The organism is Bacillus cereus group sp. Bc010, assembly GCF_027716745.1.
GTDB classification, from domain to species: domain Bacteria; phylum Bacillota; class Bacilli; order Bacillales; family Bacillaceae_G; genus Bacillus_A; species Bacillus_A pacificus.
Genome location: NZ_JAQFUY010000019.1, coordinates 70,647 through 93,602, shown reverse-complemented (window position 1 = coordinate 93,602; position 22,956 = coordinate 70,647). Strand labels below are relative to the sequence as shown.

Here is a 22,956-nt window from a genome sequence, read left to right as displayed (position 1 = left end):
TAAAGTTAGTTTGTCTAGCATCTAAAATAAAAATTGACGTTTCACGTTGTTTGTTTCGTTCAGTTTTCAAAGAACTAAAAGCGGGTGAAGAGAATCGAACTCTCGACCAGAGCTTGGAAGGCTCTTGTTTTACCACTAAACTACACCCGCGTGGTCGGGAAGACAGGATTTGAACCTGCGACCCCCTGGTCCCAAACCAGGTGCTCTACCAAGCTGAGCCACTTCCCGTAATTGGCGCGCCCGAGAGGAGTCGAACCCCTAACCTCTTGATCCGTAGTCAAACGCTCTATCCAATTGAGCTACGGGCGCTTATTCATGATGTTTTTTCGTCGTTGTATTTTGGCGACTCAATTATCTTATCATACTACATTTTCAAATGCAAGTACTTTTTTAAAAAGATTTTTGATGCGGCCGAGAGGACTTGAACCTCCACGGGGTTTCCCCCACTAGGCCCTCAACCTAGCGCGTCTGCCGTTCCGCCACGACCGCGCGGAAAAAACAAAAGTGAGCCATGAAGGACTCGAACCTTCGACCCTCTGATTAAAAGTCAGATGCTCTACCAACTGAGCTAATGGCTCGTAAATGGCTGGGCTAGCTGGATTCGAACCAGCGCATGACGGAGTCAAAGTCCGTTGCCTTACCGCTTGGCTATAGCCCATCGAAATACTTATCTTATTTTCAAAGACAAATGTTATTGTACCATAATGACCAATAAAAAACAACTGCCAATTAGCAGAAGTTAAAATGGCGGTCCCGACCGGGGTCGAACCGGCGATCTCCTGCGTGACAGGCAGGCATGTTAACCACTACACCACGGGACCATTTAATCTTTACATTAATGTCATTTTACTTTTCATTATAATATTATGGTGGAGGATGACGGGATCGAACCGCCGACCCCCTGCTTGTAAGGCAGGTGCTCTCCCAGCTGAGCTAATCCTCCAAAAGTGGTGACCCGTACGGGATTCGAACCCGTGTTACCGCCGTGAAAGGGCGGTGTCTTAACCACTTGACCAACGGGCCAATATGAATGGCAGAGAAGAAGGGATTCGAACCCTCGCACCGCGTTCGCGATCTACTCCCTTAGCAGGGGAGCCCCTTGAGCCACTTGGGTACTTCTCTGTATGGCTCCGCAGGTAGGACTCGAACCTACGACCGATCGGTTAACAGCCGATAGCTCTACCACTGAGCTACTGCGGAATAATAAAGACAATTTGTATCTTATAAAAATTCTCATCGTAAGTCAAGAAGTTTTTTCACAACATCTTGTACAAACGTGACATGTTTATAATATACTGGATTGCGTTTTCACTGTCAAGATGTTTTCTTTATCAAGATTAGTTTCCCTTTACACTTTCCGCAGACATATCTTTTTGTATTAATTTGACGTCTTCTTACATATTGAAGTGAGCATCCCATACATTCATACATATAAACCTTTTTTTCCTTCTCTTCATTCATCATTCGTTTACAAAACCGCGGCGCATCAACTGCCTTTAACAGTTCGCGAAAATCCTTATCCCGGTGCTTATACCCTCTTCCTGTAATATGTAAGTGATAATGACAAAGTTCATGTTTAACAATTCCAACTAATTCTTCTTTCCCATACATTTCGTAATATCGATAATTCAGTTCAATATTGTGTGTATTCAATAGATAACGTCCACCAGTTGTACGCAACCTACTATTAAACAGTGCCTTATGTAAAAACGGCATTCCGAAATATTGTAGCGATACTTCTTCCACTAGCCGCTGTATTTCTTGCTCATCCATTTTCATTCCTCCTAAACAAAAAAATATTTTTACACTTTTCTCCTCTCTTATACATATATTAAATAGTACATATACCCATCCTCATTCAAGAAGCGTGGTTTCTAAAAACATAGCAAAAATAGAAATCCACTCACCAACCTCTCATCAATAGTACTTTACATTTATGAGAGTAGGATTAAACAAGGAGGGATTCCTATGCCTACATGGCTCAAAAAACAAATGCAACGCGCATATTTTGAAAAAAACCGGTATCAAATTAAATTACTAAATGAATGCTGGTTTTATTATAGCAAAATCCATCAAAGTTCCTAATCCATTACACGTTTTATCCTATAAAAAAAGAGCAGTTTCATCTGCTCTCTTCTCTTACTATTCAATCGGCAACATAGATAATGCAACGCGACCTTTTTTCGTATCAATATCATCTACCCATACTTTGACGATTTGTCCGACAGATACAACATCTAACGGATGCTTCACGTATTGTTTGCTTAGTTTAGAAATATGTACTAAACCATCTTGTTTCACACCTACATCAACAAAAGCACCGAAATCAACAACGTTACGAACTGTTCCTTCCAGTTCCATACCACGTTTTAAATCTTCTAATTTCAAAATCCCTTTTTTCAGAAGCGGTTTAGGCAACTCATCCCTCATGTCTCGCTCTGGACTAATGAGTGCATCTATAATATCAACTAATGTTGGTTCTCCAACTCCCGTTTCTTGCGACAACTTAGAAATCTCTACTTCTTCTAAACTCTTTTGTAATTGCGGTTGCCCTACGTCATCTTTTGATAATCCTAGACTCTTCAATAACAATTCAACATTTTTATATTGTTCTGGATGAATACCTGTACGATCTAACGGATTTGCCCCTTCTAATATACGTAAGAAACCTATACATTGTTCATATGTCTTCGCGCCTAGACGTGGTATTTTCTTTAAGTCTGTTCGTTTTGTAAATTTCCCTTCTTCTTCACGCTTTGCTACAATATTTTTCGCAACAGTTTTTGATAAACCCGAAACATATTGCAACAACGCAACTGAAGCTGTATTTACATTCACACCGACTTGGTTAACTGCCGTCTCTACTACAAACGTTAATGATTCATTTAATCTTTTTTGAGATACATCATGTTGGTATTGTCCAACCCCAACTGATTTCGGATCAATCTTTACAAGTTCAGCAAGTGGATCTTGCAGACGTCTACCGATAGAAACCGCACTTCTTTCTTCAACCTGTAAATCTGGGAATTCCTCACGTGCTAAATCAGAAGCCGAATACACACTCGCACCAGCTTCGTTTACAATAATATAGAAGACTTCTCGTTTCACATTTTGTAATACATCAACTATAAATTCTTCCGATTCTCTAGAAGCTGTACCATTCCCAATCGCAATCATTTCAACTCGATATTTATCTATAATAGAAAGAACTTTCGCTTTTGCATCTTCATATTTACGCACTGGTGGATGCGGATAAATAACATCAATATATAGAACTTTCCCCGTATCGTCTACGATAGCTAATTTACAACCCGTTCTATATGCAGGGTCTACAGCTAACACAACCTTTCCTTTCATTGGAGGCTGTAATAATAAATTACGTAAGTTCTCAGAGAAAATATGTATCGCTTGTTCCTCAGCTGTTTCTGTTAATTCTTTTCGAATCTCCCTTTCAATAGAGGGTTGAATTAATCGTTTATAACCATCCTCTATTGCTAATTTTACATACTGTGCACTTTTTGAATCGTTATCACGAATTACTTTCTTATATAAGAAAGTTACTATCTCATCTACTGGTGGAACAACAGAAACTCTCAATATATCTTCTTTCTCACCTCGATTCATCGCTAATACGCGATGCGGCACGACTTTCTGCAACGGTTCTTCATAGCTGTAATACATTTCATATATATTTTTTTCATCTTTCTCTTCATCTTTTACAGCCGAAGACATAACACCTTTTCTAAAAGTCACGTTCCGAATCCAACTACGATATACCGCTTCATCTGAAACGATTTCTGCAATAATGTCTTGAGCACCTTGCAATGCTTCTTCTGCAGATTGCACTTCTTTCTCGGCATTTATAAACTCTATTGCCTTCTGATTCGGATCTTCTTTCGTATATAACAATAACCATTCAGCTAATGGCTCTAATCCTTTTTCTTTTGCAATCGTTGCTTTCGTTCTTCTCTTCTCTTTATACGGACGATATAAATCTTCTACTTCTTGCAACTTTGTAGCTTTCACAATTTGCTGACGTAATTCTCCTGTCAGTTTCCCCTTCTCATCAATAAGACGAAGAACCTCTTCTTTCCTATCTTCAAGCTGCATCATATATTGCCATCTCTCTAAAATCGTACGAATTTGCACCTCATCTAAAGAGCCTGTCCATTCTTTTCGGTAACGAGCAATAAATGGAACTGTGTTACCTTCTTCTGTTAATTGAATAACATGACGAACTTGCTTTTCGGTAAAGCCTAATTCCTTCACTAACATTTTCATTAACGCTTGTCGATTATCTACCATTTCCATATACAACCGCAACCTCCTCTATAATAAAAAAAGTTGCCCTTCAAAGAGAGCAACTTAAACTGCCGATTTAAAAATCTATTAGTCCTAAACTAATTTGTAGCGCTTCATCTACACGAATCATCATCACTTCATCTAAGTGAGTGATTTTGTCCGTTAAGCGCTGCTTATCGATTGTTCGAATCTGCTCAAGTAAAATAACAGAATCTCTCTCAAAACCGTACTTTTTCGCATCAATTTCCACATGAGTGGGTAATTTCGCTTTTTGAATCTGTGCAGTAATAGCCGCTACAATCACCGTTGGACTAAAACGATTTCCGATGTCATTTTGAATGACAAGAACTGGACGAACGCCTCCTTGCTCAGAACCAACAACTGGGGAAAGGTCTGCAAAATACACGTCGCCGCGTTTTACAATCAAAATATTACCCCCCGCTAACTAAGCGTTCTACTGTATGAGCTGCTTCATACTCTGCTAAGAAAGCTTCAGATGCAATACCAAGATTAATTTTTCCCATTTCAATGTACCCACGTCGCATTGATTCATGTTGGTAGCGTTTCTTCGTCTTATGTTGACGCAATAACAGTTGTGTTGCCTGGCAAATTAGTTCATGGCGATTCTTATTCTCTTGTTTTCCAATTCCGTCCAATTCCGTTACCATTTGCTTTGGCAACCGAACCACGATTTCAGTAGTTACACTTGATTCGGACACAAAAATACACCTCCACCGTCAACTACACACCCAAATATATATATGACACCTATTGTAATAATACCATTGTATGGAGCCTGTTGCAAAGACTTCCTTATTCCTTGCTTATGTTTTCCAATTCACAAACAAAACATTCATATTCTTTTATTTTTTATCTCATTACAACAAGAAACGGAAGAGTTTCCACGTTAAATTATGTTAAAAGTAATGATAAGTAAAAAGCTTCTCGTCAAAAAACGAACTTATTCTTAGCCACCGAAAAGTCCTCTCACATGACAAGAAGCAAATCATACTACATTCTATATATCATTCAAATAATTGATTACTTCCACAACTTTACCGTTCCGTATAAATATTCTCGGCACACGGAAACTAATCGTTGTAATAATTTCATAATTAATAGTCCCTGAATATTCCGCAACCTCTGTAGCGCTAATATATTCATCTCCTTGCCTTCCAATGAGTGTAACTTTCGTGCCAAGTGGCACTTCACAAGGAAGGTGAATCATGAATTGATCCATTGTTACTCGCCCTACAATCCGTACCCTTTTACCATTTACAAGCACTTCAAATCCTTGTAATCTTCTAAGCCAGCCATCTGCATAACCAATTGCAACAGTCGCAATCCATTCTTCAGTTTTCGTTCGATAAGTGACGTTATAACTAATTCCATCCCCTTTAATCACCTGTTTAATATGAGCAACTTTCGTATGCAATGATAGCGCTGGTTCTAATTTAAACGGTAAAAAAGGGCGTATTTCTACAGATGGAGATAACCCATACATCGCAATGCCAATTCGTACTGCATTAAATGTAATCCCTTGAAAACGTAGCGTTGCAGCACTATTAGCTGTATGAACAAACTTAGGATCCACTCCGAATTCTTTCAACCAACTTAACTGCTCCAAAAATGTGTTATATTGCTTATCAAAGTAAGAAGTCTCCACCTCATCTGCCGTTGCAAAATGCGTATAAACTCCTTCCAATTCTAAGAATGGTGCACCTTCTAAACTTTTTAAAAATCCTTTTAATTCTTTACGTTCACGTATTCCAATTCTCCCCATACCACTATCGAAATTAATATGGTATTTCATCGTAGACGAACCATCCCAAAGTTTGATTGCTTCATCTACCCATTCCTTTTGAAAAACAGTTAATGCTACATCATTTTCAGCAGCTACATTTATATCACGAGGAGGAGAAGGACCTAACACTAAAATCGGCGCAGTAATACCAGCTCTTCGAAGCACTAAAGCTTCATCTAAGAACGCAACTGCTAACCTTGTCGCCCCCGCTTCTAATGCTGTTTTAGCCACCGGTACATAATCGTGCCCATATGCATTCCCTTTAACTACGGCAAAAATTTCTACATCACTTGGGATAAATTCTTTAATATGTGTAACATTGTTATAAATCGCATCTAAATCCACTTCCACCCAAGTGTCACGGTAAAATGGCGCTTCTTCCATAAACACACTTCCTTATACACGATATGCGAAGCTTATTCTTTTATATGCTTCTTTTATGAAATCCACCCTTCAAACTAAGAAAAGACGTGGTGCACATATATCACCACGTCTAAGAAGTTTACTTCACTTGCTTCTCTGTAACTGAACGAGCAACCATTAACAGCTCCTTCGGCTCTAAACCTTTAGACACGAGCATATATTCTACTCCGTTATGCGACCACGTTAAAGAGTCTTTCGTCAATGCTCCAATTGTAAAGCCAAGATCAACCAATTCTCCGCTCACACTTATCGCTGACGAAGCCTCTGCAACTTTTGCCTTTTCTTGTATTAAAGTAAAGGATTTCTTACTTCCAGTGTATGTGAGTATCGCACGCTTGCCACTGTCTGTCTTCAACTCTTTTTCATCTTTCAAAGTCATACCTTGCGGCGTATCACGCGGATACAAAATAGCAAATGGTTTGTCTTCTTTCGCTGTCGTTTGAACATCTACTTGCGCTCTAGACATATTTTGTTTCGTATCAAATGCACCTTTATCAAATTTCGCATCAAATTTCACTTTAGAGAAATCTACTTTCACAAGAACATTTTGATCATTATCCATTAACTTCACCGAAACTGGTGTTAAATCACTTTTCTTCAATGTAATCTCTTGTTTCGGCAACATGTTTTGGTGTTGATAATTTGTTTTTGTTTTAAAGATATAATACTTATCTGTTTTTTCAAAAGTAAGGTTTTTCTTATCCTGCAAAATATCCCTCACAAGGGATTCGTATAAATAAGCCTGGCTACTATTTTGCGGCCAATCACTTTGGAAACGGAAACTCTTATTAAGCGCTGGTGTTAATACAAATACACCTTCTTCATTCCTTAAAATAATTTGACTTTGATCTTTTTTCGCATTCTGCAAATTCACACGATAAAAAGAAGGTTCCTTATGCCATATTTCTACCTTATACTCCTGAGGCTCATTCCCTGTTTTAATAGATAATTTCGCTTCAGCTTGATAGCTTTTCAACCCTTTTACTTTCGCCTCTAAATCTCTCACAACATCATCTTGTTTCTTTTCCATACAACCGGCCAACACAAAAACGGTTAATAAACCGACAAGAACTAAAAACAGACGCCTTTTCATCACTTCAGCCCCTTTGCCCCTATAAATGAATGGAAGATGTACCTTCCTTATCGCTACCACAAATATATGAGACAAAGATATAAAATATGCAGACTAGCGTGACGAGCTTTCTAAAACAACTTGAGCAACAGCAAATTCCTTACTATGACTAATTGATAAATGAACAATATGCTCTGTACTTGTAATAAGAATCGGCTTACCTCTATCATCATTTCTTACTTCAATATCTAAAAAACTCACTTCTTTCCCGATACCAGTCCCTACCGCTTTGGAATACGCCTCTTTCGCTGCAAATCTTCCAGCTACAAACTCTGTAAGGCGACTTCCCTTCAGCCCCTTAGCAACATTACGTTCACTTTCAGTTAAAATACGTTCCATAAATTTAAGCTTTCCATCTATCATTTTTTCAATTCGATTCAATTCAATAATATCGATTCCAATCCCTACAATCATTTCAAAATCCCCTTCTTCTATTTAGCTTTCTTTTTTCATATTGTAAGAATAACAGAGAATCTTTCTGATGCAAAAGGAGTGATACTCACAACATGCTAATACCATCCGCCCGCATTTCCTTACAACCAATCACCATCGCTTTACTTCTCATACAATTAATCATGATTATATTAGGTGATTTTCCCCTCTTTCCTATGGCAGCTTCTAATGAATATATCGCTAAAGGAGAATGGTGGCGTCTCCTAACTTCCCTGCTCGTACATGTAGACTTACAACATTTTCTTTTTAATAGTATTTGTTTATTCGTGCTTGGCTCTTCTATTGAAAAACAACTAGGGCACTTGTCTTTCATCATTATTTTTTTCCTTTCTGGCATTCTCGGAAATATGTCCTCTTATCTTATTATGCCTCATGAATATATTCATGCCGGGGCATCTGGTGGCATTTTCGGATTGCTAGGCGCACAGTTATTTCTATTGTATAGCCGATATCGTTCTTCCAATCCAAGAGACATCGCTATTTTTTCAATTATGATATGTATATTGCTACTATTCACTTTCTTCAATCCCTCTGCCAACCCTATCAGCCATTTAACAGGATTGATCATTGGTGGTATTTGCACTCCTCTATTAATAAAAAAACTCGATGGTGCAGAGCTCATTTAATATAAAAGCTCGCACCATCGACAATTTCCACATCTGTTTGTTCACTTAAATCTCTCATGAGTTGAAATAAAGACTCATCCTTCTTCTTCGCTTCAATCATACAATCAATTTGCGGAACACTTCCTTTTATCTTTTTTAAAAAAGATAAAAAAGTATCTACATTAATAAAGTCCGCATGTGCCCTTGGGTCTTTTCCCTCTCTAGGACTAGAAATGTGCATTTTCACCGGTAACAAAGACGATTCCCACGTATGTACAACACGCGCCCAATCTTCATGCCAATCTTCTCGATCATGATTCATCATATGATGATGTAAATCAAATACAACGGGAATGTCCAACTTTTCTCCTAAATATAATGTGTCCTCGAGCGTAAAAGTTGTATCATCATTTTCTAACATAATCATTTCCTGAATACCTCTTGGGACGTTAGACCAATTCTCTATAAAACGCTCTAATGCGAGCTCTTTATCTTTATATCCGCCCCCAACATGCATTACACATCGTTGCTTATGTTCAATTCCCATACCTTTTAATAATTTTCTATGCATTTGTAATGTCTTGACAGATTGTTTAAAAATATTCTCCTCGGGTGAATTAAGTACAACAAAATGATCTGGATGAAAATCAATACGCATATTCATTCGAATAGCGTAATCACCTAACACTTTTAAATTTTCTTTTAAGGGACGAATGTAGTTCCACTCTAACAACTCCTCATGATTCGCTAAAGGAATCAACTTGGAACTAAGTCGAAAAAAGGATATATCATGGCCTTTGTTATGTTTTAATAACCGTAAGCAATTTTCCAAATTCGAATTAGCAATTCTTTCAAGTTTACGAATCGCCGCTTCCCGATCATCTATTTTTTGAAACTGCGCGTACGTCATCGTTTGAGATGGAGATGCGTTTTTCAAATGTACACTCATCGCAACATACCCAAGTCTTACAAGCATGTAGCACCTCATTTCTACACAAGTTATTATGTAGTATGTACAATTACAGAAATAAAAAAAGAGAATGCCGGAAAAGGGCATTCTCTTTTTTACTATTAAGCTTGTGGCTTACGGCTATGATGTTTTCTTTCACCGCCGTCCGTTTGAAGATCCTGGGCGACCTTGACCTTCTCCACGACGACCACGGTTGCCGCCATCACGATTGCGATCACGGTTACCGTCACGATTACGACCATCACGATTGCGGTCACGGTTACGACCATCGCCACCGCGTCCATCACGACTACGATTACGGTTACCATCACGGTATCCACCTCCGTTACCGCCGCGTTTTTTAGAACCGCCACCTCTTGCAACAACTGGTGGTTCTGATGTTAAAGCGATTGGAGTTGTATCTGGCTCTTTTGTCATCATTTTTAAAGCAGCAGCTACTACTGTTACAGAGTCGTTCTCTTCTAACATTTCTTCCGCAATACGCTTGTAGTATGCTAAGTTTTCATTTTCAATTGTGTTTTGAAGTTTTTCAGCAATTAAACGTTGTTGACCTTCTAGTGCCTCGTCAAGTGTTGGTGCATCCATGCGGTCCATTTTACGTTTTGTTGTGCGCTCGATATTTTTTAATTGTCCAGATTCACGTGGTGTTACAAATAGCATTGCAATACCTTTTTTACCTGCACGACCAGTACGGCCAATACGGTGAACGTATGATTCTGGATCTTGTGGAATATCGAAGTTGTATACGTGTGTTACACCTGAAATATCAAGACCACGCGCAGCAACGTCTGTTGCAACAAGAACTTCAATAGAACCTTCTTTGAACTTACGTAATACAGACATACGTTTCGCCTGAGTTAAATCACCGTGGATACCTTCCGCAGCATAACCACGTAAATTTAATGCTTCTGATAATTCATCAACACGACGCTTTGTACGACCGAATACAATCGCAAGCTCTGGAGATTGAATGTCTAATAAGCGTGTCAATACATCAAACTTTTTCTTTTCTTGCACTTCTAAATAGAACTGCTGAATGTTTGGCATTGTTACTTCTTTTGCTTTTACTTTAATGTGTTGAGGCTCAGTCATGAAACGCTCAGCAATACGACGGATTGGATCCGGCATTGTCGCTGAGAATAGTAATGTTTGGTGTGTTTCTGGCACATCTGTTAAAATTGCTTCAATATCTTCAATGAAGCCCATGTTTAACATTTCGTCCGCTTCGTCAAGAACAACTGTCTCTACGTTTTGTAAGCGAAGTGTTTTACGGTTAATATGATCTAAAATACGACCCGGCGTACCAACAATAATGTGTGGGTGTTTTTTTAGAGCACGAATTTGGCGGTTAATATCTTGACCACCGTAAATTGGTAAGATACGAACGCGTTTATGTTTACCAATTTTGTATAGCTCTTCTCCAACTTGAATTGCTAATTCACGCGTTGGCGCGATAACAATACCTTGAACCGATTCTTTATGTGTATCCACTTTATCTAATAGTGGTAATCCGAATGCTGCTGTTTTCCCTGTACCTGTTTGTGCTTGCCCAATAATATCCTTACCTTGCAATGCATGTGGAATTGTTTCAGCTTGAATTGGCGTAGCCTCTTCAAAGCCCATACTTTCAACAGATTGCAGTAAAGAATCACTTAATCCTAATTCTCGAAATGTTGTCAATGTTACTTCTCCTTTTCTATCCTATACTTATCATTTAAAAAAAGGCGTTTTCCGAATTTGCGGAAAAGCCCTTTTCCTGAATGCTCACGTATATAAACGGGCGTATATTCTTCACGAAAATACTTCTAAACGTTATTACACTTTATCAATTATAAGTTTTGTATGTGTAAAAAGCAAACCCAACTGTTACCTTATTTTCATATTCAGAGGTTTTTTCTTCACTTTTATTTTTTTATATTTACTGTAAGCGCTTATTATAAGTTTCTTCTTTTTTCGTTGCTATCATCCCTATTTATATACACCAATTATTTCAACATCGTAATTACTTCTTCCAATTTCATACCGCGAGATGCTTTTATTAATACAACATCTTTTGCATCGACTACTGCTTGCAACTCTTTTACTAACTCTTCTTTATTATCATAAGCCTTTACACGTTCGTTAGGGAAATTAATTTTCGCTCCTTCAGCAATTTGAGCCCCTAATTTACCATATGTGAACACATAGGAGATTTTTGCTGGATCGATTAATTTACCTACCTCATAATGAAACTGTACTTCTTGATCTCCAAGCTCTAACATATCGCCGAGAACAACAATTTTTTTAGAGAATCCATCTAAACCATTCATTAGGTGGAATGCTGCTTCCATAGCTGTTGGACTTGCATTATAAGCATCGTTGATAATTGTTAATCCACTATTTGTTTTTACAATTTCCATACGCATGCCTGTCATTTGAAGTGTTACTAAACCTTCTTTCATCTCTTCCCACGTTACACCAAAATGTTTCGCAATTGCCATAGAAGCAAGCGTATTATACACATTGTGTTTCCCTAATACCGGTAGATAGAATGAAATGTTTTCTTCTCTATTCATTTTAAAGTGTGTCCCAGTTGCTTGTAACGTTACAGTCGTTGGATAGTAATCATTTGCTCTAGCATCACCAAACGTAACTGTTTCAGCTATTAAATTCATTTCAGGAACACGATTCGTTAATAACGGCTCATCTCCGTTATATACGAACACTCCACCTTCTTGTAATCCTGTCACAATTTCTAATTTCGCTTCAGCAATTGCCTCACGAGATCCTAAGTCCATTAAATGCGCTTCACCAATGTTCGTAATGATAGCTGCATTTGGACGAGCTAACTTAGATAAGAATTCAATTTCCCCGCGGCTTGACATTCCCATTTCTAATACAGCTACTTCTGTATTTTCTTCTAAGTTTAAAATAGTAAGAGGTAGCCCGATATGATTATTGAAGTTTCCTTCTGTTTTTTGAACTTTGAATTTAGTCGCAAGAAGACTTGTTACAATATCTTTTGTAGATGTTTTACCGTTACTACCTGTCACACCAATCACTTTAACATCCAATTGGTCGCGATAGTTTTTTGCTAACATTTGTAATGCTGATAGCGTGTCTTCTACAAAAATAACCGGAAGATTCTCAGGTGGATTTGCTACATCTTTCATCCATAATGTCGCCACAGCTCCATTTTCAACAGCTTTATCTACAAAAGCATGTCCATCGAAACGTTCACCTTGAATCGGAACATATAAGTTTCCTTTTTCGATTTTTCTCGTATCAATAGACACTCCTTGTATAGTAATTCCCTCATACTGCTCTGCTAATCCCGTACCATTTGTCATTTGTTCTACTTGTTTTAACGTTCGATTTATCATAAAAACACTCCTTACATAGAGGAAGCACTATTCCTTCGAATAGTGCCTCCTCCTTTTTTTGTTAGATTGTATATTTAATTTTTTGTTTTTCTTCGTGACGCTCCATTGCTAAACGAATTAGCTCTTCAATTAATTCCGGATACGGTAATCCAGTATGTTGCCATAGTAGAGGGAACATACTAAACGGCGTAAATCCTGGCATCGTATTCACTTCGTTAATATATACTTCTCCATCTTTCGTTAAGAAGAAATCAGCTCGCGTTAAGCCAGCACCATCTAACGATTGGAATGCAACAATCGCATCTCGTTTAATAACATTAGACTCTTCTTCTGTCATTTCAGCTGGAATAATTAACGCTGTATCACCATCGATGTATTTCGACTTATAATCATAGAAGTCTTTTTTAGGTACGATTTCACCTACAACTGAACATTTCGGTTCATCATTACCTAGTACACCAACTTCTACTTCACGTCCAACGATATTTTCTTCCACAATAATTTTACGGTCAAATTGGAATGCTTCTTCAAATGCATTCTCAAGTTCTTCACGATTTTTACACTTATTAATCCCAACACTTGAACCAAGGTTTGCTGGTTTTACGAAGCAAGGGTATCCTAATACTTCTTCTACTTTTTCATATGCTGTTTCACGATCTTTTTCCCATGCACTACGAATAAATGATGCATATTTTGCTTGTTTCAATCCAGCTTCTGCAAAGATGTTTTTCATAACAACTTTATCCATACCAGCAGCAGATGCTAGAACACCATTTCCTACATACGGAATATTCATTAATTCTAATAATCCTTGCACCGTTCCATCTTCACCATTTGGTCCATGTAGTAATGGGAAAATAACATCGATAGCATTTTCCTCAGCATTTGTAGATGGAATGATTTCTGTGCTTAATGATAACGGAGAAATCGCATTTTCTGCACCGCTCATTTTTAGAACTTCAACATCTGTTACTTCACCTTCAATACGCTCACCGCGTACCCATTGACCTTGTTCTGTAATATAAATTGGATGAATCTCGAATTTATCTTGATTTAATGCTTTAATAGCAGCAAGAGCCGTTTGTAGCGAAACTTGATGCTCAGCTGATTTTCCACCATATAATAAACCTAATTTAATTTTTGTCACTGAAATCACCCTAACCAATTGTTTTCATTTTTCTATTTTAGCACTTTTTATAAAAATAGGTAGTTCCTATTTGAAATAAAGTGCAACTTCCACAAATAATTAAATGACACCACTTATTGGTTTTCTATACTTTTTCCACTTAAATTTCTTCATAGATATATAAAATTGCAACTCAATCTAGTTATGTACCTAAAATATGTAGAAATCCCCTTTTTGTGTATGTCATCTAATTATTAAGAAGATTGTTTGGTTAGTGTGCTTTTTTGCCTTTGTTCAACAAGGCGGTCTAAAGAAATATATACAATACCTGCAACTACACAACCTACAGCTAAAATTGTAAATAGAAAGTGGCCAAGTAATCGCTCTAATAAAAAACCTCCAAGAAGTGGGCCGAATGCACTTCCTGTAATCCACTGCAAACTTGCAGCTCCCATATAAGTCCCCCTCAAATGCTCAGGGGCCAAATTCGCTACAAACGTCATCTGTACAGGCGACATAATCATCTCACCTAACGTATATATGGCATATACAAACAGTAAAGTTATTAAAATAATCGTAGCATTTGTATCAAGTCCTCCAAACCACTTCGGTAACCACCCTATGAAAAATAACCCAATCCCAAACAAACATGCACCATATAACATCGTCTTTCCAACAGGTTTATCTGTGACCCATTTTGAAATTTGAAATTGGAACAACACAACTAATAGTCCATTTAAAGCCATTAAATATGGATATGGATTGTTAGTTCCAAAAATATCTTTCATTTCATTGTCAAAGTGCAGCGGCAACATGCCTTCTGTTTGAGAAAATCCCATCGAAATAATGATACCTGCTAATAAATAAATCATGAGTGCCTTATCTCGCAATACAATTTTCCACACTGCTCCTGATTCTTTTTCTGTATCACCTTCTTTATTCGTACTCTTTGGCATTGTCTCTTGAATAAGGACGAATACAAGTAATGCATAAAATAACATCGTAGATGCGGCAATAATAAACACAAGGTTCTTCGATAACATAACTACTGAAGCCCCCATTATCGGACCAATTGCAGCACCTATATTGTGTCCCATTCGCAATAAACCATATGCTTCTGTTCTTTTTTCTGGCGCCGTTACATCCGCAACCATCGCTGATGCAGCTGGATGAAATAACGAATTACTTAATCCTAAAAAAATAGATAAAATCGCATATGGAATAAATCCTTCTATAAATAAAAAACCGAGCATGAATACCGCATTGCTCGCCATCGAAAATATCATAATCGGTTTTCTTCCATATATATCAGCAATTCTTCCCCCTATAATTGATCCAAAGCTTGCAGCAATTGGAGACAGTGCCATAATCACTCCGACCTGTAATAATGAATCTACCTTATCTTTTAAATATAATGCAAAAAAAGGCATCAACATCATCATTGCAATTCCATTTAACGTCTCACCAATAAACCGAATCCATACGTTACGGTCCATCTCCCTTAACTCACGCCACGTATTTTTCATTATTTCACCCCTTTTGTTCACCAATAATTATCTTATAACAAGTTCAGAAGAATGTAAATTTTCAAAATTAAAAATCCATTCTAACAGAATTAGAATGGATTTTTCTACTTATAAATTGGCTGCGTCGTCTTCTTCTTTACTATTATTTAAAGCACTATGTTTTCGGCTATATAAGAAGTAAACCGCAATACCGATAATCATCCATACACCAAAACTAATCCAAGCCGTCCCAGATAATTGAAGCATTAAGTATAAACAAAAAATTACCGTTAACGCTGGTAAAAACGGTACAAGCGGCGCCTTAAATGCTCTTGGTAAATCAGGATGCGTTCTTCTCATTACAATAACAGCAACAGCTACAAGTGCAAAGGCTGATAAAGTCCCCATATTTACAAGATGCGCTAACACATTTAAATCTATTAATCCTGAAATAAGTGCTGCAATAATTCCCGTTGTCCACGTATTTAAAAACGGTGTTTTAAATTTCGGGTGAACTTTAGCAAGACGTTTCGGCAACAATCCGTCTCTACTCATTGCATATGAAACTCGTACTTGCCCATACATCATAACTAACATTACTGTTGTGATCCCTGTAATTGCGCCTACTGAAATTACCCCCGCTAAACTATCTTGTCCAATAAATTGAAGTGCAAAAGCGACTGGATCTGATATATTCAACTGTCCGTATGGAACAATTCCTGTCAAAATAAGCGAAACAATAATATAAAGAGCCGTACAAATTAATAAAGATGCAATAATACCAATTGGTAAATCACGTTGTGGACGTTTCACTTCTTCTGCTGCCGTTGAAACTGCATCAAACCCTATGAATGCAAAGAACACTGTAGCAGCTCCAGCCATTACACCATCTAAGCCAAATGGCATAAAAGGCGTCCAGTTTTCAGGTTTCACATAATTAAAACCAGCAAAGATAAAAATAAGAACAACCGCTAGTTTAATAAATACCATAATATTATTTACACGTGCACTTTCACGAACACCTCTAGATAAAAGAACTGTCATCACTAAAATAATGAGAACTGCTGGCAAATCAATTATTCCACCCTTTCCTGTACCAGGGGCTGAGGAAAGAATGGTAGGAATATGAATTCCAAATCCCTTTAATAAAGATTGGAAGTACGCGGACCAACCATTTGCCACAGCAGATGTAGCAAGTAAATACTCAAGCATTAAGTCCCATCCAATTAAAAATGCGAATACTTCTCCCATCGTCGCATATGTGTACGTGTACACACTGCCTGAGACAGGAACTGAAGAAGCAAATTCAGCATAACAAAATGCAGCAAAGGCACATGCTAACGCGGCTATCGCAAATGATAATATAATAGCTGGTCCAGAATGTTTCGCTGCTACCACGCCCGTTAGAACAAAAATACCCGTTCCAACAATTGCCCCGATTCCAAGCATCGTTAAATCTAGTGCGCCCAATGTTCTTGCTAACGTCTTTTGTTTACTCTCTTGCATTAACTTTGCAATAGGCTTCTTTTGAAAAATTTGCTTCATAGCATGCTCCTCCAAGTTTTAAATTTTCTGAAAATTTTTAATTCGCTTTTTTATTTTACTCATAGCACTTTTCCCAGTCAATACTTTTGTCGAAATAAGTAGAAACTCTTATGAATATGCACGATTTTTATCATTCTTTCTATATATCTTTCTATAATTTTTTTTGGTATTATTATACATGTCGATTCCATGAAAAAGGCATGCTCTGTTATTGAGCATGCCTTTTTCTTACTTATTTCACAGTATATGATCCCTCTTCAATCCAGCTATACATATATTTTTCATCTTCTGTTTCATGTGCTTGTTTTACAATACGAAGCGGACGGAATGTATCTATCATAACAGCTAATTCAAGCGTTTCTTTTTTCCCTATACTCGCCTCTGTTTTCCCAGGATGTGGCCCGTGAGGAATGCCGCTCGGATGAAGTGTAATAGACCCTTCCTCCACACCTTTTCGGCTCATAAAGTTACCTTCTACATAGTACAGTACTTCATCACTATTCACGTTACTATGATAATACGGTGCCGGAATAGATTCTGGATGATAGTCATATAAACGTGGTACGAAAGAACAAATAACGAAATTGTGACCTTCGAACGTTTGATGTACTGGAGGTGGCTGATGAATACGACCTGTAATTGGTTCAAAATCCTCTACATTAAAGACCCACGGATATAAATAGCCATCCCAACCAACAACATCTAACGGATGATGTCCTAAAACATGTTTATGCATATATCCCCTCGACTTTGTCATTACGACAAACTCACCTTTTTCATCATACGTCTCTAATTTTTCAGGACCACGAATATCTCTCTCACAAAACGGGCTATGCTCTAACAATTGTCCATATTCATTACGATAGCGACGCGGTGTTGTAATTTGACTATTTGCCTCTACAACAAGAAACTTAGTCTCTCCTTCATCTGGAATAACACGATAAATCGTTCCAATTGGAATTGTTACATAATCGCCTTTTCTATAATGAACCGTTCCAAACATCGTTTCAATTTTTCCTGTTCCGTAATGGACAAACAACATTTCATCGCCATCACCATTACGGTAGAAATAGTCCATTTTTTCTGTTGGGCTCACTACTCCGATTAATAAATCCTCATTCCCAAGTATAAAGTTTCTCCCGCTTACTGCATCACCACTTTTTTTATTTTCTTTCGTGCGAAAGTGACGATGAGAAAGAGCAACATCTTCTTCATACTGCAACTGACAAGAATGAGATAATGCCGCATGCCCTACTTCCGTTGGCATATAATGATGGTACAAAATAGATTGCGTACCAGAAAAACCTTTTGTTCCCATTACCTGCTCACGATAAAGCGACCCGTCTTTTTTACGGAATTGTACATGTCGTTTATGAGGTAGCTCCCCCATGTGACGATAAAACATGCCCATCACCTGCTTCCCTTTCTATTTTGACCGTATTACGTAATGTACCTAAACCAGTAATCGTAAGTTCTACCACATCACCATCTTGTAGCCACTCTTCTGTGCCTAGTTCTAAAATGCAACCTGTTCCTACTGTTCCAGAACCAATCACATCGCCTGGATATAACGTAACGTCTTCCGAAGCACGTTCAATCATTTCAGCAAATGTATAGTAAATATCTCGGAAGTTCCCTTTTGATAATAGCTTTCCATTTACATGAGCAGTCATCTCTAACTCATAACGGTCACCATTACGATAAATATCTAGTTCCTCTTTCGTAACAAGGTACGCTCCTAATGAAGTTGCAAAATCTTTTCCTTTCGCTGGACCAAGTCCTACCTTCATTTCTGTTGCTTGTAAGTCCCTTGCACTCCAATCATTCATAATACAATAACCAAAAATGTATTCCTCTGCTTGCTCACGAGAAATATTTCTTCCTTCTTTCCCAATTACGCAAGCAATCTCTAACTCATAATCAAGTTTTTTAGATTTCTTCGGACTAATTACAACATCATCTGGACCAATTACAGCACGATGGTTTGTAAAATAAAAAACCGGGATATCGTACCATTCAGGTACAACATCTAACCCTCTTCGGCCACGTGCCGTTTTTACGTGCTGTTCAAATGCATAAAAATCCCTAATACTACTCGGATTAGGAATCGCTGCTACTAATTGCACTTCCTCTAAAGAATATATGCCCTTTTCCGGCTTGTTAATATTACGCAACACTTCTACATACTCATCCACTTTCTCTAAAAAGGCGAACATAGAAGAAGGTAATTTTCCACCACTAGCAAGATTCATATCGATTACTTTGTCACCTTCAAGCCATCCAGCTCGCATTTCTTTTGAAGGAAGACGAAATGTAACAAATTTCATCATGATTCCTCCTTATGAAAATGAAATTTCCACCAGCAAAAGAATCCCTGCTGGTGGATATAAATTTTATAAATTTCCGCGACGCTCTTGTTCTCTTTCAATTGATTCAAATAACGCTTTAAAGTTTCCTTCTCCAAATCCACGAGACCCTTTACGCTGAATGATTTCAATAAATAAAGTTGGACGATCTACAATTGGTTTCGTAAAAATTTGTAGTAAATAGCCTTCATCATCGCGATCTACTAAGATCTTTAATTCTTTTAACTTATCAATTTCTTCATCAATTTTTCCAACTCGTGCAGTTAATTCATCATAATAAGTATCTGGTGTATCTAAAAACTCCACACCATTTGCACGAAGCGCTTCTACTGTTTTAACAATGTCATTTGTTAGTAAAGCAAGATGCTGTACACCTGCTCCATTGTAGAATTCTAGATATTCTTGAATTTGTGATTTTCGCTTTCCATCTGCTGGTTCGTTAATAGGGAACTTAATACGACTTCCATTTGTCATAACCTTCGACATTAATGCTGAATACTCTGTACTAATATCATCATCATCAAAATGGATCATTTGTTTAAAGCCCATAACGTTCTCGTAATAACTAACCCACTCTTCCATCTTTTCAACATTACCAACTACATGGTCTACAGCAATTAAACCTGACTCTTCAAATGGAATATCAAACTCAGCCTTTTGGAATCCTGGCATAAATGTTCCTTTATAATTTTTACGCTCTACAAGCGTATGAATTGTATCACCATACGTACCAATAACTGCTTTTTTCAATGTACCGTTCTCGTCTGTTAACTCTACAGGTGGAGCAATTGCGACGGCACCACGTTTCACCGCTTCCGAGTATGCTTTATCAACATCGTCAACAAGTAACGCCACATCTTTCACGCCATCACCATGAGTCTTTACAAATTCTGCAATACGATTGTCGCTACTTAAAGCCCCAGACACAACGAAACGCATATTTTTTTGCACAAGAACATAAGATACTTTTTCACGATTACCAGTTTCTAATCCAGAGTAAGCCACAATTTTGAATCCGAATGCTCTCGCAAGGTAATAGCTTGATTGCTTTGCATTTCCTACGTAAAATTCCAAATGATCTACATCACGTACTGGAAAAAAGTCCTCCATTTGTGCAGCTAGCGTATCCATAGATTTTTGTTTCATAAAATCCTCATCCCCCTGTAAATAGATTAAATGGTCCATACTTAAAACCAACCGAAAACGCTTCCAACATCAATTAATAGAAATTAGTTAGCAAGCTAACAAATTCTGACCTTTAAAATTTTCTATCTTTTCTGTCAAATTCCTCTTTTTTTCTTACATATAAAATTCGACTTTTTTCTCTTTAAAATAAAGGGGACTATTCATACTTGAAGGGATATATAGAAGAAAAATAAAAAGGACCCCAACATATTAATTACTTACTAATATGCTAGAGTCTTTATTTTTTTTGAATAATTGTATTTATATGTCTCATACTAATACATTTGCAAGGAATAGAATAAATGATGTTAATACTACCGCTCCACCTAATGATCCTAATAAATCTGTTTTTGTTACTTGTAACACTTGTTCACTGTTCATATTCCTCATTCTCCTCTCATTTTTCTTTTGTTACAAAGTTTTTATTATACTAACACGCTTGATAGAAATACGATTAATGCTGTTAACACTACTGCTCCACTTGCTGATCCTACGAAGTCACCTTTTGTTACTTGTAATACTTGCTCTTTCATTTCTTTCATTCTCCCTTCATTTGTTTTTTGTTACAAAACTTTTATTATACTAACACGCTTGATAGAAATACGATTAACGCTGTTAATACTACTGCTCCACTTGCTGATCCTACGAAATCACCTTTTGTTACTTGTAATACTTGCTCTTTCATTTTGCATTCTCCTCTCGTTTTCTTTTGTTACAAAACTTCTATTATACTAATACGCTTGATAGAAATACGATTAATGCTGTTAATACTACTGCTCCACTTGCTGATCCTACGAAGTCACCTTTTGTTACTTGTAATACTTGCTCTTTCATATTATGTATCCTCCTCTTAATAAGTTATCTATATGTAATTTCTAAGAAATGTTTATTTCATAGTTTTTATGTTGACGTTACATTAAATTTAATAACGTAACGTTTGTAACATTAATGTAACATAACTATTGTTACGTTGCAATATAATTACGTAAATTTTATTACACTTTTTTTACGTTTTTTTATAAACATCCTAAAAAACCTTGATTTAATGCATTTTCTACTAACTTCATATTTGTAACATTCATGTAATATTACAGTCATATAACGAAACATCCCCATATCCACCTCTACTTTTGTTACAAATTAACATAAATCTTTCATTAATAAAGTGGAATCTATCAAATTCTTACTGATAGTTCATGAGAGGTAAAATACAATCTTTCCAAGATAAGTTTATATGTTTCCTCCATATAACTATGTATAATAAAAACAAAGAGGTGGTCATTTTGAAATTAATCGCATTAGATATGGATGGAACACTACTATCATCTAGTCTTGAAATCTCCAAAGAGAACTTACAAGCTATCCAAACTGCAAAAGAGGCTGGTCATATAGTCATGATTTGTTCTGGTCGTGCAAAAGAAGATGCTTTAAAATTATTGGAAGAATATAAACTATCTCTTCCGGTTGGAGCGAGCAATGGGGCAATTGTTTATGTGGATGGAAAAGTAATTAACTCGCGTTGTTTACAAAACGATAAAGTATACAAGCTTGCAAAATTACTAGAATCTGAAGGTTTTCCTTATAAGCTATATACGAATAAAGGAGTTTATTCTCCATATACATGGCAAGATCAAGTCATGCAAGCGTTCGAAGAGAACAAGCATGCACTAGATGTTACACTTGAGGAACTTGAAAGAATTACAGAAAAACAAAAGAAATCAAACTTAATTACTGATTTCCAAAAAATCGAAGATGTTGTAAATAATCCAGAATTAGAAATATCTAAATTCTTCATTTTGACGTTTAACGCAGAGCATCGTACACAGCTATTAAGCGTGTTACAAGAAGACACCGATATTTCAGTTACAGCATCCGCTCCTACTAATGTAGAAATTATGGATAAGCATGGTCATAAAGGGAACGGTCTACAAGAAATGGCTGCTTATTTCAATATACCAATTGAAGATACTATTGCAATCGGGGACAACTTTAATGATGTGCCAATGTTACAAGTAGCTGGCTTATCAGTGGCAATGGGAAATGCTGAAGAAGATGTAAAAAAACTATGTGATGTTGTCACATTAACAAATAATGAACATGGTGTTGCTCATGCAATCGAGCAATTTGTATTGAAACAAACTTCATCTAGTAAATAAAAAAAGGACTCTTTCAGTTTCT

Annotated in this window: 22 protein-coding genes, 11 tRNA genes and 1 pseudogene; 3 read left to right on the top strand and 31 right to left on the bottom strand. The window is 37.0% G+C overall.

Annotation, left to right across the window (positions count from 1 at the left end; translation table 11 throughout):
• Window positions 1-79: 79 nt before the first annotated feature.
• The 12 genes from PDQ68_RS19505 to PDQ68_RS19450 form a co-directional block, all read right to left on the bottom strand.
• A tRNA-Gly gene (locus PDQ68_RS19505) sits at window positions 80-150 on the bottom strand.
• 1 nt (window position 151) lies between these two features.
• Window positions 152-228 (bottom strand) — tRNA-Pro (locus PDQ68_RS19500).
• 4 nt (window positions 229-232) lie between these two features.
• Window positions 233-309: transfer RNA gene (locus tag PDQ68_RS19495), tRNA-Arg, on the bottom strand.
• A gap of 97 nt (window positions 310-406) precedes the next feature.
• Window positions 407-489 (bottom strand) — tRNA-Leu (locus PDQ68_RS19490).
• A gap of 16 nt (window positions 490-505) precedes the next feature.
• Window positions 506-578, bottom strand: a tRNA-Lys gene (locus PDQ68_RS19485).
• A gap of 5 nt (window positions 579-583) precedes the next feature.
• Window positions 584-658 (bottom strand) — tRNA-Gln (locus PDQ68_RS19480).
• Window positions 659-745: 87 nt separating this feature from the next.
• A tRNA-Asp gene (locus tag PDQ68_RS19475) sits at window positions 746-821 on the bottom strand.
• Between the two features lie 46 nt (window positions 822-867).
• Window positions 868-943, bottom strand: a tRNA-Val gene (locus PDQ68_RS19470).
• Between the two features lie 5 nt (window positions 944-948).
• Window positions 949-1,023 (bottom strand) — tRNA-Glu (locus PDQ68_RS19465).
• A gap of 8 nt (window positions 1,024-1,031) precedes the next feature.
• Window positions 1,032-1,122: transfer RNA gene (locus tag PDQ68_RS19460), tRNA-Ser, on the bottom strand.
• Window positions 1,123-1,125: 3 nt separating this feature from the next.
• Window positions 1,126-1,200: transfer RNA gene (locus PDQ68_RS19455), tRNA-Asn, on the bottom strand.
• Window positions 1,201-1,314: 114 nt separating this feature from the next.
• On the bottom strand, window positions 1,315-1,773 hold the full coding sequence (locus tag PDQ68_RS19450; protein ID WP_000344243.1) for a SprT family protein: 459 nt from the start codon (window positions 1,771-1,773) through the stop codon (window positions 1,315-1,317).
• A 195-nt stretch (window positions 1,774-1,968) separates the two neighbouring features.
• Between PDQ68_RS19450 and cmpA the strand changes: the two genes are divergently transcribed.
• Window positions 1,969-2,085 carry a cortex morphogenetic protein CmpA gene (gene cmpA, locus PDQ68_RS19445; RefSeq protein WP_001143642.1) on the top strand — a complete coding sequence of 39 codons (117 nt, stop codon included), beginning with the start codon at window positions 1,969-1,971 and terminating at the stop codon, window positions 2,083-2,085.
• 57 nt (window positions 2,086-2,142) lie between these two features.
• Here the strand turns inward: cmpA and PDQ68_RS19440 are convergent, their stop codons facing one another.
• The 6 genes from PDQ68_RS19440 to acpS form a co-directional block, all read right to left on the bottom strand.
• Entirely contained in the window at window positions 2,143-4,311 is a 2,169-nt protein-coding gene (locus PDQ68_RS19440) for a Tex family protein (RefSeq protein ID WP_061183209.1), read from the bottom strand.
• Between the two features lie 67 nt (window positions 4,312-4,378).
• The gene (ndoA, locus tag PDQ68_RS19435) at window positions 4,379-4,729 is read right to left on the bottom strand and encodes a type II toxin-antitoxin system endoribonuclease NdoA (protein ID WP_000635963.1); all 351 of its coding nucleotides are present in this window, start codon (window positions 4,727-4,729) and stop codon (window positions 4,379-4,381) included.
• A gap of 4 nt (window positions 4,730-4,733) precedes the next feature.
• On the bottom strand, window positions 4,734-5,021 hold the full coding sequence (locus tag PDQ68_RS19430) for an antitoxin EndoAI (RefSeq protein ID WP_000004570.1): 288 nt from the start codon (window positions 5,019-5,021) through the stop codon (window positions 4,734-4,736).
• A gap of 299 nt (window positions 5,022-5,320) precedes the next feature.
• On the bottom strand, window positions 5,321-6,490 hold the full coding sequence (gene alr / locus PDQ68_RS19425; RefSeq protein ID WP_061183210.1) for an alanine racemase: 1,170 nt from the start codon (window positions 6,488-6,490) through the stop codon (window positions 5,321-5,323).
• Window positions 6,491-6,608: 118 nt separating this feature from the next.
• Window positions 6,609-7,559: a LolA family protein gene (locus tag PDQ68_RS19420; RefSeq protein ID WP_029141035.1), complete on the bottom strand. Its 951-nt coding sequence runs from the start codon at window positions 7,557-7,559 to the stop codon at window positions 6,609-6,611.
• Between the two features lie 156 nt (window positions 7,560-7,715).
• Window positions 7,716-8,075 (bottom strand): holo-ACP synthase, encoded by a 360-nt coding sequence (acpS, locus tag PDQ68_RS19415; protein ID WP_000635037.1) that lies wholly within the window; start codon window positions 8,073-8,075, stop codon window positions 7,716-7,718.
• Window positions 8,076-8,167: 92 nt separating this feature from the next.
• Between acpS and PDQ68_RS19410 the strand changes: the two genes are divergently transcribed.
• Window positions 8,168-8,740, top strand: coding sequence for a rhomboid family intramembrane serine protease (locus tag PDQ68_RS19410; RefSeq protein WP_016716299.1), 573 nt, complete (start codon window positions 8,168-8,170; stop codon window positions 8,738-8,740).
• Here the strand turns inward: PDQ68_RS19410 and uvsE are convergent.
• The 13 genes and pseudogenes from uvsE to PDQ68_RS19345 all read right to left on the bottom strand — a co-directional run bounded on the left by uvsE (window position 8,733) and on the right by PDQ68_RS19345 (window position 21,612).
• Complete coding sequence (uvsE, locus tag PDQ68_RS19405) at window positions 8,733-9,695, bottom strand: UV DNA damage repair endonuclease UvsE (protein ID WP_000961156.1); 963 nt, start codon at window positions 9,693-9,695, stop codon at window positions 8,733-8,735. The genes PDQ68_RS19410 and uvsE overlap by 8 nt on opposite strands.
• A gap of 95 nt (window positions 9,696-9,790) precedes the next feature.
• A pseudogene (gene cshA, locus PDQ68_RS19400) lies at window positions 9,791-11,369 on the bottom strand (degradosome RNA helicase CshA).
• Window positions 11,370-11,674: 305 nt separating this feature from the next.
• Window positions 11,675-13,051, bottom strand: coding sequence for a UDP-N-acetylmuramoyl-tripeptide--D-alanyl-D-alanine ligase (gene murF, locus PDQ68_RS19395; RefSeq protein WP_000610682.1), 1,377 nt, complete (start codon window positions 13,049-13,051; stop codon window positions 11,675-11,677).
• A gap of 61 nt (window positions 13,052-13,112) precedes the next feature.
• Entirely contained in the window at window positions 13,113-14,198 is a 1,086-nt protein-coding gene (locus PDQ68_RS19390; RefSeq protein ID WP_000161446.1) for a D-alanine--D-alanine ligase, read from the bottom strand.
• A gap of 233 nt (window positions 14,199-14,431) precedes the next feature.
• Window positions 14,432-15,703: an MDR family MFS transporter gene (locus tag PDQ68_RS19385; RefSeq protein ID WP_270786918.1), complete on the bottom strand. Its 1,272-nt coding sequence runs from the start codon at window positions 15,701-15,703 to the stop codon at window positions 14,432-14,434.
• A 108-nt stretch (window positions 15,704-15,811) separates the two neighbouring features.
• Window positions 15,812-17,227, bottom strand: coding sequence for a branched-chain amino acid transporter BcaP (locus tag PDQ68_RS19380; RefSeq protein WP_000809368.1), 1,416 nt, complete (start codon window positions 17,225-17,227; stop codon window positions 15,812-15,814).
• Window positions 17,228-17,459: 232 nt separating this feature from the next.
• Entirely contained in the window at window positions 17,460-18,632 is a 1,173-nt protein-coding gene (locus tag PDQ68_RS19375) for a homogentisate 1,2-dioxygenase (protein ID WP_000499917.1), read from the bottom strand.
• Window positions 18,598-19,554, bottom strand: a complete 957-nt coding sequence (locus tag PDQ68_RS19370) for a fumarylacetoacetate hydrolase family protein (RefSeq protein WP_016716296.1) — start codon at window positions 19,552-19,554, stop codon at window positions 18,598-18,600. The genes PDQ68_RS19375 and PDQ68_RS19370 overlap by 35 nt, the downstream gene beginning before the upstream one ends.
• 66 nt (window positions 19,555-19,620) lie before the next feature.
• Window positions 19,621-20,739, bottom strand: a complete 1,119-nt coding sequence (gene hppD / locus PDQ68_RS19365; protein ID WP_000810913.1) for a 4-hydroxyphenylpyruvate dioxygenase — start codon at window positions 20,737-20,739, stop codon at window positions 19,621-19,623.
• A gap of 309 nt (window positions 20,740-21,048) precedes the next feature.
• Window positions 21,049-21,159: a DUF3948 family protein gene (locus PDQ68_RS19360; protein ID WP_001083700.1), complete on the bottom strand. Its 111-nt coding sequence runs from the start codon at window positions 21,157-21,159 to the stop codon at window positions 21,049-21,051.
• A 44-nt stretch (window positions 21,160-21,203) separates the two neighbouring features.
• On the bottom strand, window positions 21,204-21,311 hold the full coding sequence (locus PDQ68_RS19355; RefSeq protein ID WP_000664237.1) for a DUF3948 family protein: 108 nt from the start codon (window positions 21,309-21,311) through the stop codon (window positions 21,204-21,206).
• A gap of 44 nt (window positions 21,312-21,355) precedes the next feature.
• Complete coding sequence (locus tag PDQ68_RS19350) at window positions 21,356-21,463, bottom strand: DUF3948 family protein (RefSeq protein ID WP_000664237.1); 108 nt, start codon at window positions 21,461-21,463, stop codon at window positions 21,356-21,358.
• 41 nt (window positions 21,464-21,504) lie between these two features.
• Window positions 21,505-21,612 carry a DUF3948 family protein gene (locus PDQ68_RS19345; RefSeq protein ID WP_000664237.1) on the bottom strand — a complete coding sequence of 36 codons (108 nt, stop codon included), beginning with the start codon at window positions 21,610-21,612 and terminating at the stop codon, window positions 21,505-21,507.
• 449 nt (window positions 21,613-22,061) lie between these two features.
• Between PDQ68_RS19345 and PDQ68_RS19340 the strand changes: the two genes are divergently transcribed.
• A complete protein-coding gene (locus tag PDQ68_RS19340) occupies window positions 22,062-22,934 on the top strand; it encodes a Cof-type HAD-IIB family hydrolase (protein WP_029141034.1) in 873 nt (290 codons plus the stop codon).
• Window positions 22,935-22,956: the final 22 nt, after the last annotated feature.